At 72.0% G+C, this 14560-nt stretch carries 17 protein-coding genes; 14 read left to right on the forward strand and 3 right to left on the reverse strand.

Translation table 11 applies throughout. The annotated features are described in order from the left end of the window. The first annotated feature begins 58 nt into the window (after positions 1 to 58). The 6 genes from ACPA54_RS19210 to ACPA54_RS19235 all read left to right on the forward strand — a co-directional run bounded on the left by ACPA54_RS19210 (position 59) and on the right by ACPA54_RS19235 (position 5067). Positions 59 to 544 carry an SRPBCC family protein gene (locus tag ACPA54_RS19210; RefSeq protein ID WP_345674566.1) on the forward strand — a complete coding sequence of 162 codons (486 nt, stop codon included), beginning with the start codon at positions 59 to 61 and terminating at the stop codon, positions 542 to 544. Positions 545 to 569: 25 nt separating this feature from the next. Beyond that, a complete protein-coding gene (locus ACPA54_RS19215; protein ID WP_423531380.1) occupies positions 570 to 1793 on the forward strand; it encodes an ArsA family ATPase in 1224 nt (407 codons plus the stop codon). 102 nt (positions 1794 to 1895) lie between these two features. Beyond that, the gene (locus tag ACPA54_RS19220; protein ID WP_423531382.1) at positions 1896 to 2546 is read left to right on the forward strand and encodes a DUF5304 family protein; all 651 of its coding nucleotides are present in this window, start codon (positions 1896 to 1898) and stop codon (positions 2544 to 2546) included. Positions 2547 to 2632: 86 nt separating this feature from the next. After that, positions 2633 to 3571, forward strand: coding sequence for an ROK family glucokinase (locus ACPA54_RS19225; RefSeq protein ID WP_423531384.1), 939 nt, complete (start codon positions 2633 to 2635; stop codon positions 3569 to 3571). Positions 3572 to 3644: 73 nt separating this feature from the next. Next, positions 3645 to 4445, forward strand: coding sequence for a class I SAM-dependent methyltransferase (locus tag ACPA54_RS19230; protein WP_423531386.1), 801 nt, complete (start codon positions 3645 to 3647; stop codon positions 4443 to 4445). Between the two features lie 34 nt (positions 4446 to 4479). Then, the gene (locus ACPA54_RS19235; RefSeq protein ID WP_423531388.1) at positions 4480 to 5067 is read left to right on the forward strand and encodes a TetR/AcrR family transcriptional regulator; all 588 of its coding nucleotides are present in this window, start codon (positions 4480 to 4482) and stop codon (positions 5065 to 5067) included. A 178-nt stretch (positions 5068 to 5245) separates the two neighbouring features. Here the strand turns inward: ACPA54_RS19235 and ACPA54_RS19240 are convergent, their stop codons facing one another. After that, complete coding sequence (locus ACPA54_RS19240; protein WP_423531390.1) at positions 5246 to 5749, reverse strand: hypothetical protein; 504 nt, start codon at positions 5747 to 5749, stop codon at positions 5246 to 5248. A 122-nt stretch (positions 5750 to 5871) separates the two neighbouring features. On the opposite strand from ACPA54_RS19240, the gene ACPA54_RS19245 reads away from it, so the two are divergent. The 4 genes from ACPA54_RS19245 to ACPA54_RS19260 all read left to right on the forward strand — a co-directional run bounded on the left by ACPA54_RS19245 (position 5872) and on the right by ACPA54_RS19260 (position 8837). Beyond that, positions 5872 to 6729: a helix-turn-helix domain-containing protein gene (locus ACPA54_RS19245; protein WP_423531392.1), complete on the forward strand. Its 858-nt coding sequence runs from the start codon at positions 5872 to 5874 to the stop codon at positions 6727 to 6729. Next, a complete protein-coding gene (locus tag ACPA54_RS19250; protein ID WP_423531394.1) occupies positions 6699 to 6896 on the forward strand; it encodes a DUF397 domain-containing protein in 198 nt (65 codons plus the stop codon). Before ACPA54_RS19245 ends, ACPA54_RS19250 begins: the two co-directional genes overlap by 31 nt. A gap of 187 nt (positions 6897 to 7083) precedes the next feature. Continuing rightward, positions 7084 to 7797, forward strand: coding sequence for an endonuclease/exonuclease/phosphatase family protein (locus tag ACPA54_RS19255; RefSeq protein ID WP_423531396.1), 714 nt, complete (start codon positions 7084 to 7086; stop codon positions 7795 to 7797). 44 nt (positions 7798 to 7841) lie between these two features. Continuing rightward, complete coding sequence (locus tag ACPA54_RS19260; RefSeq protein ID WP_423531398.1) at positions 7842 to 8837, forward strand: 2-hydroxyacid dehydrogenase; 996 nt, start codon at positions 7842 to 7844, stop codon at positions 8835 to 8837. A 16-nt stretch (positions 8838 to 8853) separates the two neighbouring features. Here ACPA54_RS19260 and ACPA54_RS19265 read toward each other — a convergent pair whose 3' ends face one another. Next, positions 8854 to 9747, reverse strand: a complete 894-nt coding sequence (locus ACPA54_RS19265) for a hypothetical protein (RefSeq protein WP_423531400.1) — start codon at positions 9745 to 9747, stop codon at positions 8854 to 8856. Positions 9748 to 9749: 2 nt separating this feature from the next. Continuing rightward, a complete protein-coding gene (locus ACPA54_RS19270) occupies positions 9750 to 10622 on the reverse strand; it encodes an alpha/beta hydrolase (RefSeq protein ID WP_423531401.1) in 873 nt (290 codons plus the stop codon). Positions 10623 to 10819: 197 nt separating this feature from the next. On the opposite strand from ACPA54_RS19270, the gene ACPA54_RS19275 reads away from it, so the two are divergent. The 4 genes from ACPA54_RS19275 to ACPA54_RS19290 all read left to right on the forward strand — a co-directional run bounded on the left by ACPA54_RS19275 (position 10820) and on the right by ACPA54_RS19290 (position 14553). After that, complete coding sequence (locus ACPA54_RS19275; RefSeq protein ID WP_423531403.1) at positions 10820 to 11707, forward strand: lysophospholipid acyltransferase family protein; 888 nt, start codon at positions 10820 to 10822, stop codon at positions 11705 to 11707. Positions 11708 to 11825: 118 nt separating this feature from the next. After that, entirely contained in the window at positions 11826 to 12980 is a 1155-nt protein-coding gene (gene macS, locus ACPA54_RS19280; protein ID WP_423531405.1) for a MacS family sensor histidine kinase, read from the forward strand. A gap of 126 nt (positions 12981 to 13106) precedes the next feature. Beyond that, a complete protein-coding gene (locus tag ACPA54_RS19285) occupies positions 13107 to 13787 on the forward strand; it encodes a response regulator (protein ID WP_423531406.1) in 681 nt (226 codons plus the stop codon). 157 nt (positions 13788 to 13944) lie between these two features. Next, complete coding sequence (locus ACPA54_RS19290; RefSeq protein WP_423531408.1) at positions 13945 to 14553, forward strand: Uma2 family endonuclease; 609 nt, start codon at positions 13945 to 13947, stop codon at positions 14551 to 14553. Positions 14554 to 14560 lie beyond the last annotated feature (7 nt).

The raw sequence follows: 14560 nt of genomic DNA on the forward strand, positions 1-14560 counted from the left end.
CAGCGTCCCCACCCGGAGCGGCGCGCAGGGTTGAAGGCTTCCCGGAGGGCTGCTGACGATGGCGGAACGGACCAGATCGACGATCACGATCGACGCCACCCCGGCCGAGGTCATGGCCGTCATCGCGGGCTTCGCCGAGTACCCGGACTGGACCGGCGAGGTCAAGAAGGCGGAAGTCCTGGAGAAGGACGACGCGATCGGCCGCGGCACCCGCGTCCGGTTCCTCCTCGACGCCGGCCCGATCAAGGACGAGCACGTGCTCGCCTACACGTGGGACGGCGACCGCGAGGTGCGCTGGACGCTGGTGACCAGCCAGATGCTCACGTCCCTGGACGGCTGCTACGCGCTCGCCCCGCACGGCACCGGCACCGAGGTCACCTACGAGCTCCGCGTCGACGTCAAGATCCCGATGCTCGGCATGATCAAGCGCAAGGCCGAGAAGGTCATCATCGACCGGGCCCTGTCCGGGCTGAAGAAGCGCGTGGAGCAGGTGCCGCCGGCGGCGGGGTCGGGTTCGGGCAACGCGTCGGGCAAGACGCTCTGACGGAGCGGTCGGGGGTGTGGGCGGTATGACCCGCGTAGTGCTGGTGACCGGCCTCGGCGGCGCCGGCCGGACGACGGTGGCCGCGGCCACCGCCCTCGCCGAGGCGTGGTCCGGCGCCCGCGTGCTGCTGCTGGCCGCGGACGGCACCGCGGACGCCGACACGGTCCTCGGCACCGGGCTCGGCGACGTGCCGCGGGAGATCGCCCTGGACGGCGAACCCGACGCGGCATCGGCGCTTTTTGCCGCACGCGTGGACGTCCAGGACGAATTCCAGCGCGAGTTCCTCGCCGTGCAGGACACCGTGGGCGGCCTGCTCGGCCTTATCGGCGTCGATCCGCTCGACCCGGAGGAGATCGTCGCGGTGCCGGGCGCGGTCGACGCGCTCGCTCTGCGGGTGCTGGCCCGGCATGCGGAATCCGATGCGTGGGACACCATCGTCGTCGACCTGCCGCCGGTGGACCGTGCGGCGGTCGCGCTCGCGTTGCCGGAGGCCCTGTCCCGCTATGTCGACCGGCTGCTGCCGGTGGAACGCCAGGCCGCGCGAGCCCTGCGGCCGATGCTGGCCGCGGTGGCGGGCGTGCCGATGCCCGACGACTGGGTGTACGCGACCGCCCGCCGGGTGGTCGCGGAACTCGACGCGGTCCGGGCGCTGTTGGACGCGCCGGGGACCGGGATCCGGTTCGTCACCCGGGCGGGTGCGGTGGCCGCGGCGTCCGACCGGCGCGCGGCGGCGGCGCTGGCGCTGTTCGGGCGGCGGGTGGAGGACGTGGTCGTGAACGGCGTGCGGGAAGCGGCAGACGGCGGCGGCTCGGCAGGGTCCGCCTCGTCGCCGGGCGAGCGTGTGACGGCGTTGCGCGGGCTGTACCCCGAAGCCGCCGTGCACAGCTTGGCCGCATCGGCCGACGAGCCGATCGGCCCCGGGCGGCTGGCCGCACTCGGCGTGCCGGGAGTGCGGGCGGTCGCCGAGCCGGGCGCGGACGACCTGCCGCCCGGCGCGGTTCGCGACGTGTTCGAGGTGGAGACGGACGGCGAGTACTTCGTCCTGGTGGTGCCGCTGCCGGGTGCCGAACGCGGTGACCTCGACCTGCTGCGGCGCGGCGACGAACTGGTGGTCACGGTCGGCGCGGTCCGGCGGCTCATCCCGCTGCCGTCGGCGCTGCGGCGCTGCACGGTGCAGGGGGCGGGGCTGCGCGGCGGGACGCTGCGGGTGCGGTTCCTGCCCGATCCGGCCGTGTGGATGCGGTCGTAGGGTGCCGCGGCGGGGGCCGTTCGCAGCCGTTTGCGGGGCTCTCGCCTGCGGTGTTCGACCTTCCGGGGCGGGCACGGGAGAATACGACGGGTGGAGCCTTCGATGAGGACGCCGGACGGAAACGACGGAGACCACGGCCCGGAGGGGCGTGGGGCGGACGAGGCGCGTGAGACCCCGGGTGCTGCGGTGGGCGGCGACGTGTGGGCGGACGTGGCCGACGCGGTCGCGGACCCGCTCGGCCCGCGGGCCGGGGGGTCGGCGCCGGGCGACGCGGCCGACGGTGGCGACGACGCGGGGGTGGACGCGGGGGTGAAGGCCCCCGGCGCCGCGGGTGCGCGCGCCGACGCCGGAGCGGGTGACGACTCCGGCGGCGACGCGGCGCCGGGTCCCGGCGCGGACGCCGCAGGGGAGTCCTCCCGTTCCGGCCGTTCCGACCAGTCCGACCACGCCGACCAGTCCGACCACGCCGACCAGTCCGACTATGCCGACCAGTCCGACCATGCCGAACGTGCCGACTCCGCCGAGCGGCTGGCCGAGGAGGCGCGGCGGTTGGCCGAAGCCGTGGCCGGGAAGCTGGGCGGTGTGCGGCAGCGCGTCGTCGATCCGCTGCTCGAACGGCACCCGGAGGCGGCCGCGCACCTGTCCGCGGCGGGGTCGGAACTGCTGGCCGCGTACCGGGCGTTCGTGACCGACAAGGAACGCCGCTGGGCCTCCCGCCCGGCGCCGACGCAGCGCGTCGACCTGGACGACTGACCGCGCGTGGCGCGCGCACGTCGGGCCCGTTTCTCCCTGCCCTCTTCCAGATCCCTCCCCGACCACTTCCCGAGGACGAGCAGCACATGGCATTGACGATCGGCATCGACATCGGCGGCACCAAGATCCTCGCGGGCGTCGTCGACATGGGCGGCATCGTCCTGGACCAGGTCAAGGTGCCGACGCCGGGCGACCCCGACGCGATGGCCGAGGCGATCGGCGGCGTCATCCGCCGACTCCGCGACCAGCACGACGTGACCGCGGTCGGCATCGGCGCGGCCGGATTCATCCATGCGGACCGGGCGACGGTGATCTTCTCCGCGAACGTCGCCGCGTGGGTGAACGAGCCGCTGCGCGACCGCATCGAGGCGCTCGCGGGCCTGCCGGTCGTGGTGGAGAACGACGCGAACACCGCGGCGTGGGCGGAGGTCCGGTTCGGTGCCGCGTCCGGGCACGAGGACGTGGTGTGCCTGACCGTCGGCACCGGGATCGGCGGCGCGATCGTGCAGGGCGGCAACCTGGTCCGCGGCCGCCACGGGATCGCGGGGGAACCCGGCCACATGCGGGTCGTCCCGGACGGCCTGCCGTGCGGGTGCGGCAACAACGGCTGCTGGGAGCAGTACGCGAGCGGCAACGCGCTCACCCGCTACGCGCGCGAACGCGCCGCGGGCGAGCCGGAGGCCGCCGAGAAGCTCCTCGCTCTCGGCGACGGCACCGCGGACGGCATCCACGGCCCGCACGTCACCCAGGCCGCGCGGCTCGGCGACCCGGTGGCGTTGGCAGCGTTCACCGACGTCGGCGAATGGCTCGGCCAGGGCATGGCCGACCTGGCCGCGATGCTCGACCCGAGCGCGTTCGTGCTGGGCGGCGGGGTGTCCGAGGCCGGGGAACTGCTGCTGCGGCCGACGCTGACGGCCTACCACCGCGTCCTGACGCGGGGGCACCGCCCGGCGGCGGACATCCTGGTGGCGACCCTGGGCCCGGAGGCGGGCCTGGTGGGGGCGGCGGACTTGGCGCGGCGGTAGGACGCCCCTTCACGCGTTCGGTCGGCGGGCGGCAGCCCTGGTCGAGTGGGCGGATGCCCACTAGGGTGGGCGGATGCCCACTTCTGCTTCGCGCCCGGAATCGCACCAGGCCCGACGGATCGCCGAGTCGTTCGGCGCCGACGCGCGGCGCTACGACGAGGCTCGGCCCGCCTATCCCGACGCCCTGGTGGAGCGGATCCTGGCCGGTTCCGTGGCCGACATCCTCGACGTCGGCTGCGGGACCGGGATCGCGGCCCGGCAGTTCCAGGCGGCCGGATGCGCGGTGCTCGGCGTCGATCCCGATGCGCGGATGGCCGCGTTCGCGCGCGGCCGCGGGCTGCCGGTCGAGGTGGGGGCGTTCGAGACGTGGGATCCGGCCGGGCGGACGTTCGACGTGGTGATCGCCGCTCAATCGTGGCACTGGGTGGACCCCGCGGTCGGCGCGGCCAAGGCGGCGCGGGTGCTGCGGCCGGGCGGCCGGCTGGCGATCTTCGGGCACGTGTACGAGCCTCCGGAGCCGATCGCCGAAGCATTCGCGGCGGCTTACGCGCGTGCGGTGCCGGACTCGCCGTTCGCCGGCCAGCCGGCCCGTCGCCCGATCGAGGCCTACGAGGCGGCGTACACCGCGTTCGGCGACGGCATCGCCGCCGCCGGACAGTTCGCCGCGCCCGAGCGGTGGCGGTTCGACTGGGAACAGACCTACACCCGCGACCAATGGCTGAACCTGCTGCCCACCACGGGCGGGCTCACCGGACTGGCGCCCGCCGTGCTCGCCGGGATCCTGGCCGCCGTCGGCGCCGCCATCGACTCCCTGGGCGGGCGCTTCACCCTCGAACACACCACCCTTGCGACCACCGCGCTGCGGGCGACCTGAACAATGGGGGCCGACCGTACGAAAGGACCCTCCGGTGCCGACTGGCGTGCATCTCCGCGACGCGCGGCAGCAGTTGTTCGACGCTGCCGAGCGCGTCCTGCTGCGGGACGGGCCGAAGGCGCTGACCAGCCGCGCGGTCACCGACGAGGCGGGCTGCGCGAAGGGCGTCCTGCACCGCCACTTCGCCGACTTCGACGACTTCCTCGCGGCGCTCGTCCTCGACCGCGCGGCCGGACTCGACACCCAGGCGGCAGACCTGCGCGCCGCAGTCGGCACCGGGACCGTCGCGGACAACCTCACCGCCGCCCTCACCGGCCTCTTCGGGCCCGTGCCGCTCGCGATCATCCCGCTGATCACCTTCCGCGACGAACTCCGCACCCGGCTCCGCGCCTCGACGCCGGGCGGCGGCATGGCGATCCTCGGCCAGGCGACCGCCGCGATCACCGCCTACCTCACCGGCGAACGCACCACGGGTCGTATCGCTCCGGACACCGACATCGACTCCCTCACGCTGTCGTTGGTCGGCGGCGGGCATCTCCTGCTCGCCTCCGCATCGGACGCGTCACCGGCCGCCATCCACAAGTTTGTGAGCGCCACCATCGGCCCGATGCTGCGCACCTGACGTGGTCGGGCCGACCTGGCGAGGGGTGCGGCCACGAGCGTCGTGACGTCACACGCGGATCGGCGCGTGAGCGGGCTTGCCCACAAGGCCTTGGCGCAGCCCTGGCCCCGTCGGTCGTCGGCCCCAGGGTGTTCCGGGATTCGCTTTGCAGATAGCGATTCGGCGCGGGGGAGGCTGATCAGCGGTCGTTGTCCCCGGCGCCGCCGACCCCGGGGGCAGGGGCGCCGTCGGGGTGCGACTCGCGGTGCGCCGCGGCTTCCGCTGCCCACCGCGCGCGGACGGCGCCGGCGGCGCGTTCGAAGTCATCGGGTGAGATGGCGAAGTGGGGGACGATCCACCAGGCTTGTCCGTAATCGACCTCCCGCCGGGCGCAGCGCCGCCGTGCCGTGTCGACGAGCGGTGCGGCGGACAGGACAGTTCCGTAGCTGGCCAGTCGGCCGAGCACGATGAAGCCGGACGCCCGCGCGTATTCGTCGGCGCGCTGCAAGGCGATGCCGGCGTGACGGGCGTCGACTCCCCACGCGACGATGCGTACTTTGACGGTGTAGCTGACGGTGTGGAGGCCGGCCGGGTGGGCGCCCGCTTCCACGACGGGGGTCAGGTCGATGTACGGCCTTACGAGCGGCGCCGGTTCGGCCGCCGAGACCTGTGTTTCCGGGCCGCTGCTTGTTGTTGCTGCCACGTCGGTACCTTCCGCTGCGAGTCGGTTGATCACGTTCCGTGCTCACACACTGACCGGATGGCCCTACTCTTGGGAGTGACGCACCTGTACCAGGGAGGCTTGGTAATGGCGGAGGCGATCAAGTGCAGTTCCAGGCAAGCGCGTTAACCCCGGGGCTTTCGCCGCGCCACGCCTACGGCGCGATGATCCGATTGCATCGGGAAGCCGCGAACATGTCCCCGGCGGCACTCGGCGACATCATCGGCTACAGCCGTGTCCAGGTCTCGCGCTTGGAGACCGCACAGCGCAGCATTCCCCCGGACCTGCCGCCCAAGTTGGACGCCGCGTTCGGCACCGGCGGGCTCTTCGTGATGCTGTACGAGCTGGTCAAGAACGATGTCTTCCCTGACTTCGTCCGTCGGTTCATGGACCTTGAGGCGAAGGCCGTTCGCATGCGCAAGTACGTGGCGGCGACCGTGCCCGGGCTGCTGCAGACCCGCGCCTACGCCCATGCGGCACTGACAGCGGGACAGGCAACCGCCACGGACGAGAAGATCAACGAAGACGTGGCAGCCCGTCTGAATCGACAGACAATCCTGAAGCGGGAGTTGCCGCCCCACCTGCTGATCGTCCTCGACGAAGCGGTACTGCGTCGGCCCGTCGGCGGCCCCGCAATCATGGCTGAGCAACTGAAGCACCTGCTGGCCATGAGCCGGTCCCCGCGATTGCTGGTGCAGGTTGTGCCGTTCGCCCATGGTGCGCACGCGGTGATGGGTGGGTCCTTGACGTTGCTGACCATGGAAGACAGCCGCCAGTACGCCTACTTGGAGGGCAGCCACACTGGGCAGCTGATCGAAGACGTAGCGACGGCGGCCGAGTACGAGCTGACATACGATCTGGTCCGCGCCCACGCCCTCTCCCGGGAGGCGTCGGCGGCCATGATCCGTGCGGCTCTTGAGGAGTACGAAGCATGCGTAGCGCCCCCGATCCGAACGCCGTGAAGTGGCGCAAGTCGTCGTACAGCAACAACGTTGGCGGCGACTGCGTCGAGGTCGCCGACGGTGTTCCCGGCGCAGTCCCGGTGCGTGACAGCAAGAACGTGCGGCGTGGATGCCTGACCGTCCCGTTGTCGTCGTGGACGGCACTCACCGCCGCGCTCAAGTACTGACCGACCCTCTGCCGAGCGCGGCGCCGCCCGTCGGCGGCGCCGCGCGACGCGTCGGATCGTCTCGCTCCACCGACAGCGATCCGGCGCCGAAGGGGTCTACCGGCCGTGGTCGAGGCGCCTGTCGATTCCCGTCTTCCCTCCGCGCGTCCCTGGTCCGCTCCCGCGCCTCGCGCGGCACCATGGCTCCATGGCCACCCCACCCTCCGTCGAGTTGCGGGTCCTCTCCTACAACGTCAGGTCGCTGCGGGACGACCGGCGGCTGCTGGCGCGCATTGTGCGGTGGTGTGCGGCGGATGTGGTGCTGGTTCAGGAGGCGCCGCGGTTTCTGCTGCCGAAGACGCAGGCGGCGTGGTTGGCGCGGGCCTGCGGGCTGCATGTGGTCGGCGGCGGGGCCGCCGCGACCGGACCGCTGATCCTGGCGACGCTCGGGGTGAAGGTGCTCGAGACGCGGAACGTGCTGCTGCCGCGCACACCCGGCTACCACCAGCGCGGGATTGCGCTGGCCCGGCTGCAGGTCGACGGGGTGCGGTTCGCCGTGGGGAGCACGCATCTCAGCCTCGACGGGGACGAGCGGCGGAGGCAGGCCGACTTGGTGCTCACTCATCTGGCCGATCTCGGGGAGGAGCACCGCATCCTCGCCGGGGACATGAACGAGCACCCCGGCCACCCGGCCTGGGACCACCTCGCCGCCCGTCTCGACGACGCCTACGCCGCCGCCCCCTGGGGCCGCGAGTTCACCTCGCCGCACCGGAATCCGTGGCGGCGGATCGACGGCATCTTCGTGTCGTCGGAGATCGAGGTGGTGCGGTGCGGCGTCCCGGACGCCTTCACCGACGCCGAGTACGAGGCCGCCACCGACCACCGCCCCGTGCTTGCCGTCCTGCGCCTTCCCGCCGGATAACCGACCATAGGCGGACCGGATAAAACCACCGAAAGGCCCGCCGCATGGAGATCCTCGCCTACGGTGTCGCCAGCTATGAGCGTCCCCTGCTCGCCAAGGTGTTCGACCGCCGGCACGACCTGCGGTGCCTCGACGTCGACCTCGACGCCGACACCGCCGTCCTCGCCGACGGCCACGAGATCGTCTCCACCAACGTCAACTGCCGCGTCGACGCCGACGTCCTGCGCCGGATCGCGGACGGCGGCACCAAGCTGGTCACCCAGCGCTCCACCGGCTTCAACAACATCGACCTCGACGCCGCCGCCCGCCGCGGCATCACCGTCATGCGCGTCGCGCACTACTCGCCGCACTCCGTCGCCGAGTTCGCCTGGGCTCTCGCCCAAGCCGTCAACCGCCGCATCCCGCGCGCCGTCATCCGCACCCGCGACTTCGACTTCCGGCTCGACGGGCTCCTCGGCCGCGACATGCACGGCAAGACCGTCGGCGTCGTCGGCACCGGCAAGATCGGCGAGGTCTTCACACGGATCGCGCACGGCCACGGCTGCCGCCTCGTCGGCTGGGACATCGCCGAGAACCCCGCCTGCCGCGCGCTCGGCATGGAGTACGTCGACTTCCCCGACCTGCTGGCGCAGTCCGACGTGGTCAGCCTGCACGTCCCGCTCAGCCCCGACACCCACCACCTCGTCGACGGCGCCGCACTCGACCTCATGCGCGAGGAAGCGCTGCTGGTCAACACCAGCCGCGGCGGCCTGATCGACAGCTTCGCGCTGGTCGCCGCGCTGCGCCGCGGGCTGCTCGGCGGGGTCGCGCTGGACGTCTACGAGGAGGAAGAGCACTTCTTCTACCGCGACCTGTCCGACCGGGTCGTCACCGACGACGTGCTCGCCCGGCTCATGACCTACCCGAACGTCCTGGTCACGTCGCACCAGGCGTTCTTCACCCGAGAAGCGGTCGACCAGATCCTGGGCACGACCGTGCGCAACGTCGACGACTACCTCGCGGGGAAGACCACCGAGAACACGCTGGCCGGGCCCCGCTGACCGAGCCCCGCGGCTCTCACACCACCGCGCCGTCGTCCGGGTCGTCCTCGTCGTGGTCCCGGCGCAGCCGCGAGACCAGGGCGATGAAGCCCGCGCCGCAGGTGGCGATGGCCAGGAACGTCGTCCACTCGCCGATCGGCCGGCCGAGCATGACCACCGCGATCAGGAACAGCGGCCCGCCGAGCAGCGCGACCCACGCGACCTTGGTCGCCAGGTCGGTCTTGGGCAGCGGCGGCGGGGGCGGCGGGACGAAGTGCTCTTCCGGGTCCTCGTCGAGTTCCTCCGGTTCGGCGTCCTCGGGCTTCTCGTCGGCCGGGGACCAGTCACGCGGGCCAGGTGTCGCCAAGCCGACCCGGAACGAGCCGTCGCCGCCGCGCGTCACCTTGCTCTGCTTGCGGCCGGTGTCGCCCGGGTCGACGTCCTCGGCCACCGGCCAGCGCGGCACCGGATCGGCGACCTCGGTGTCGAATCCGGCGACGATCTGCGCCCAGAGTTCGTCCTCGTCGGGACCGGCGTCGGGGGAGCGGGGGGCGTCGGGAGCCGTCTCGGCCGCTTTGGCCTCGCCGTCCGCCGTGTCGTCGCCCTCGGTCCGGGACGGACCGGACGCGCCCGGCGCACCGGAAACACCGGAGCCGCCCGAGGCACTCGCCGCGCTTGCGGCGCCCGCGGTCCCGGCCGCCTCCTCCAGCTCCGCGGCCTCGCGGCGGGCCCGCAGCAGCGCGCGTGCCCGCGACGTCGCCGCCGCGTCGACCCACAGCCGCAGGAGCTCCGGCTCGTCGTCGAGCGGCGTGACGTACGCCGCGACGCCCTCGGCCCGCAACGCGCCGAGCATGTCCTCGGCGAACTCCGGCGAGAGGTCGGTCAGGGGCTTGTACGACTCCGCGTCGAGCCCGTTGCCGCGTCCTGGCACTCTCAGTCCTTCGCGTCGTCCCTGCCGTCGCCTGCGGTGGCCGTGCCGGACGGTTCCGGCGCACCGGAACGCCCGGCGTCGTCCGGGGCGTCTCCGCCCTCCGCGCCGGCATTGCCGTCCGAGCTGTCCAACGCGGTGAGACGGCGGACGAATTCCAGGCTGCCCGAGAAGATCCGCTCGGCGTCGTTGTCCAGCGTGGCCACGTGGTAGCTGTCCGCCAGCACCTCGGTGGTCACATCCGTGGACGATATGCGCGCCAGCACGGTTTCCGCGTTGGCCGGCGCCACGACGTGGTCCTGCGGGCTGCGGAACAGCAGCACCGGCTGCGTCACCTGCGGGAGCCCGGCCAGCACCAGCGGCCACAGCTTCGCCAGCGAGTGCAGCGGCTTCAGCGGCATCCGCGGATACGCCAGCTCGGTGACGCCTTCCTTGCGGATGTCCGACCCGATGCCGGGCAGCGACGCCACCAGGTGCTTGAGCACCGGCAGCGCCTTCAACCGCGGATCGTCCGCGTGCACGGACGGGTTCACCAGCACCAGCCCGGCGATGTCCGCGCCGCGCTGCTCGGCCAGCCGCAGCGCGAGCGTGCCGCCCATCGACAGGCCGCCGACGAACACGTGGTCGCAGCGGGCGCGCAGGGCGTCGAACGCGCGGTCGAGTTCCGCGTACCAGTCCGGCCAGGTGGTCAGCTGCATGTCCTGCCAGCGTGTGCCGTGCCCGGGGAGCAGCGGCACCGACACGGTCAGTCCGGCCTCCGCGAGGTACTCGGCCCACGGGCGCATCGACTGCGGCGTCCCGGTGAAGCCGTGGCTCAACAGGAAGCCGATACGGCCTCCGTCGTGCCGATACGGCTCGGCGCCAGGCAGGATCGACACCGGGCGGCTCCTTCCGCTTCCCACAGGACTTCCCACAGGACTTCCCACCGGACGGTTTGTGGACGTGCTCATCAGGGCCGGGCCCACGGGCATGGTCCCACGCGCGTGCGCACACCGTACAGCCGCGTACGCCCGGCCAGGCGACGCACGACCGGGGAGTGCCTTAGGGTTCGACTCGGTTCCCGAGGAGGTCACGGTTGTTCTACCGGCTGATGAAGGCCATCATCGGCCCCCTGCTGCGGATTTTCTTCCGCCCCGACGTCCAGGGGCGCGAGAACGTACCGGAGCGCGGGCCGGCGATCCTGGCGAGCAACCACCTGTCCTTCTCGGACTCCTTCTTCCTGCCGGCGATGCTGCCGCGCCGCGTCACCTTCCTCGCGAAGATGGACTACTTCACCGGGCGCGGCGTCAAGGGACGGCTGACCGCGGCGTTCTTCAAGGGCGTCGGTCAGCTGCCCGTGGACCGCACCGGCGGCTCGGCGAGCGAGGCCGCGCTGAACGCCGGGCTGAAGGTGCTCAAGCAGGGGGACCTGCTGGGCATCTACCCGGAGGGCACGCGCTCGCCCGACGGCCGCCTGTACCGCGGCAAGACCGGCATCGCGCGGATGGCGCTGGAGTCCGGCGCCCCGGTCGTCCCGGTCGTCATGATCGACACCGAGAAGATCCAGCCGCCCGGCAAGGTCATCCCGAAGATCATGCGCGTCGGCATCAAGATCGGTGAGCCGCTCGACTTCTCGCGCTACGAGGGCATGGAGGACGACCGGTTCATCCTGCGCTCGATCACCGACGAGATCGTCTACGCGCTGATGGAACTGTCCGGCCAGGAGTACGTCGACGTGTACGCGGCCGACGCCAAGAAGGCCGCCACGGAAGCCCGCAAGCAGGTCGCCGCCGCGGAGAAGGCCGAACGCGCCGAAGAGAAGGCCGAACGCGCCGAAGTCCAGCGCATAGAGGCGGAGATCGCGGCGGAGAAAGCCGCGCAGGAAGCGCAGGCCGCGCAGGAAGAGCCGGCGGAGGACGCCGAGCCCGCGCGCCGCGGGATCTTCGCCAAGCTGCGCCGCCGCCGCACCGACGGCTCCGACTGAGACGGCTCCGACCGAGACGGCTCCGACCCGGGCCGGCGTCCCGGTCTGAGACGCCTCTGCCCGACCGCGCCGCGGCCTCGTACCATCGACGCGCCGGACAGGCCGGGGGAGGTACGCAGTGTCGATCGAACAGCCTTTGTGGCGCGCGTTGTCGGTGTTCCGGTTCCTCGCGCTCGGATACGCCTTCGCGCAGTTCATCGGCGTCTCCGGCCAATACCGCTACCCGCTCGGCGGCTGGGCGGTCCTCACCGTGCTGCTGCTGTGGACGGCCTTCACCGCCTATGCCTTCGAGAAGCCCGAGATGCGCGGCTGGCCGATCCTCGGCATCGACCTCGCGCTGGCCGTCGGCAGCGTGCTGGCCACCCGGTGGCTCGACGACATAGCGCGCGTCCACGAAGGGTCGCTGACCCTGCCGACGGTGTGGTCGTCCGCGCCCGTCCTCGCGTGGGCGGTCAAGGGCGGCTGGCCGACGGGGGCGATCGCGGCGCTGGCCACCGGGGCCGCGAACATCGCGGAGCGCGGTGCCATAGCGCAGAGCAACGCGCACAACATCGTGCTGATGATGCTCGCCGCCACCGCGATCGGCTACGTCGTCGAACTCGCCCGCGCCAGCGAACGCGCCCTCGCCCGGGCCCTCCAGCTCGAAGCCGCCACCCGCGAACGCGAACGCCTGGCCCGCGACATCCACGACAGCGTGCTGCAGGTGCTCGCCCTCGTGCAGCGGCGCGGCGCGGAAATCGGCGGCGAAGCCGCCGAACTCGGACGGCTCGCCGGTGAGCAGGAAGTCGCCCTGCGGCAGCTCATTTCCGACGCGCCCGCCGAACTCGAAGACGTCGACCTGCCGGGCTCCGGTGCGGGCGGCGAGGCGGCGCGCGCGGACCTGCGCACGCTGATCGGCCGGTTCGCGGGCGCCCGCGTCACCGTGGCGTCGCCCGGGACCCCGGTGCTGCTGCCCATGCCGGTGGCGCGGGAGATCGCGGCGGCGACATCGGCGGCGCTGGACAACGTGTGGCGGCACGCGGGCGACGAGGCGCGGGCGTGGATCCTGCTCGAGGACGAACCCGACGAGATCATCGTCAGCGTGCGCGACGACGGGCCGGGCATCCCCGCCGGACGGCTGGAAGAAGCACGCGCCGCCGGGCGGTTGGGCGTCTCGCAGTCCATCGAAGGCCGGTTGCGCGACGTCGGCGGGACGGCGTTCCTGACCTCGGTCCCCGGGCAGGGCACCGAGGTCGAACTGCGGCTGCCGCGCCCGGCGGCCGCCGTACGGTAGCCGGTTCCGCTAGGTTCTTCGCGGGCCCAACTGCCTTGACGATGCGTCAGCATCCGTCGCTGTGAGAAGACTTCCGACCGGTCGGCGGCCGTGCCGACCGCAACGCATCCCGCGAGGTGTCCCGCGATGACCGAGACCGCACCGGACAAGCCCCCGATCCGGGTGCTCGTGGTCGACGACCACCCGATGTGGCGCGACTCGGTGGCCCGCGACCTCGCCGCGGCCGGATACGACGTCGTCGCCACCGCGGGCGACGGGCCCGAGGCGATCCGCCGCGCCAAGGCGACCGCGCCCAACGTCGTCGTTTTGGACCTCAACCTGCCCAAGCTCAGCGGCGACGAGGTGGCGCGGGAACTGGTCAAGAACGACCCGTCCGTGCGGATCCTCGTGCTGTCCGCGAGCGGCGAGCAGGAAGACGTCCTCGAAGCCGTCAAAGCGGGCGCGACCGGCTACCTCGTCAAGTCCGCCAGCGCTGCCGAACTCCTCGACGCCGTGGCCCGCACCGCCCAAGGCGACGCCGTCTTCACCCCCGGCCTCGCCGGCCTCGTCCTCGGCGAATTCCGCCGCATCGCCACCCACCCCGCCCCGGCCGGCACCCGCGAACCCGCCGCCCCGCGGCTCACCGACCGCGAAACCGAAGTCCTCCGCCTGGTCGCCAAGGGCCTGTCCTACAAGCAGATCGCGGAGCGCCTGGTGCTGTCCCACCGGACCGTCCAGAACCACGTGCAGAACACGCTGAACAAGCTGCAGCTGCACAACCGCGTGGAGCTGGTGCGCTACGCGATCGAGCGGGGCTTGGACGAGTAGTTGTTCTTCGAACGCGCGTGTTATCGAACTGTGAAGCACTCTGTAGTGTGACGGTCACGGAAAGCCGCCACGCCTCGGGTAGATCCGCGGAATCGTCTGTCTCGTCCGAAGCGCGTGCGATGCTGGAACACCGGATCGGAGGGTGCAGGTGAGTGTCATGACCGCAAGCAAGGCAAGCGATGCCCAGGCCCGCGGTAAGGCTCTCGGGGATCACGATGGTCCGTGGACCGTCGACGATCTCCTTGATCACGACCAGCACGAGGAGCGCTCCCGCATCGAGCTGGTAGGCGGTGCCCTGATCGTGTCTCCTTCCCCGTCGTGGTCGCATCAGAAGGCTTCGTATCGCCTGATGGGTCAGCTTGAGTCGGCCATCAATGGGTCCGACGCACCCTTCGACGTTGTCGAAGCGTTCAACGTGCGGACGGCGGATGAACTGTTCATCCCCGCCCTTGTGGTGGCCGATTATGAGGCCGTCAAAAATGGCGCGATCGCTGTGTCCATGGAAGACGTGTTGCTCCTCGTGGAGATCGTCTCGCCCGGCAATGCCCGGATGGACCGGCAACTGAAGCCGACCGCCTATGCCGAACTCGGCCTTGAGCACTATTGGCGTCTGGAACCTGCCGCCGCGACCCCGGAGTTGATCGTGCACACACTCGCAGGCGGCGAGTACAAGGAGACCGTTCGGGTGACCGGCACCGCGAAGGTTCCGGTCGGCGACCACTTCGTTGTGGACGTCGACGTTCCCGCACTCTTCCGCCGCCGCTGACGCAAGC

It is taken from the genome of Uniformispora flossi (genome assembly GCF_049534875.1).
In the GTDB taxonomy this organism is placed as follows: Bacteria; Actinomycetota; Actinomycetes; order Streptomycetales; family Streptomycetaceae; genus Yinghuangia; species Yinghuangia aomiensis.

Bases quoted from the DNA above. Each gene is read 5' to 3' on its own strand.
- ACPA54_RS19210 (WP_345674566.1), top strand. From the start codon at position 59: ATGGCGGAACGGACCAGATCGACGATCACGATCGACGCCACCCCGGCC.
- ACPA54_RS19215 (WP_423531380.1), top strand. From the start codon at position 570: ATGACCCGCGTAGTGCTGGTGACCGGCCTCGGCGGCGCCGGCCGGACG.
- ACPA54_RS19220 (WP_423531382.1), top strand. From the start codon at position 1,896: ATGAGGACGCCGGACGGAAACGACGGAGACCACGGCCCGGAGGGGCGT.
- ACPA54_RS19225 (WP_423531384.1), top strand. From the start codon at position 2,633: ATGGCATTGACGATCGGCATCGACATCGGCGGCACCAAGATCCTCGCG.
- ACPA54_RS19230 (WP_423531386.1), top strand. From the start codon at position 3,645: ATGCCCACTTCTGCTTCGCGCCCGGAATCGCACCAGGCCCGACGGATC.
- ACPA54_RS19250 (WP_423531394.1), top strand. From the start codon at position 6,699: ATGCGTAGCGCCCCCGATCCGAACGCCGTGAAGTGGCGCAAGTCGTCG.
- ACPA54_RS19255 (WP_423531396.1), top strand. From the start codon at position 7,084: ATGGCCACCCCACCCTCCGTCGAGTTGCGGGTCCTCTCCTACAACGTC.
- ACPA54_RS19260 (WP_423531398.1), top strand. From the start codon at position 7,842: ATGGAGATCCTCGCCTACGGTGTCGCCAGCTATGAGCGTCCCCTGCTC.
- ACPA54_RS19285 (WP_423531406.1), top strand. From the start codon at position 13,107: ATGACCGAGACCGCACCGGACAAGCCCCCGATCCGGGTGCTCGTGGTC.
- ACPA54_RS19290 (WP_423531408.1), top strand. From the start codon at position 13,945: ATGACCGCAAGCAAGGCAAGCGATGCCCAGGCCCGCGGTAAGGCTCTC.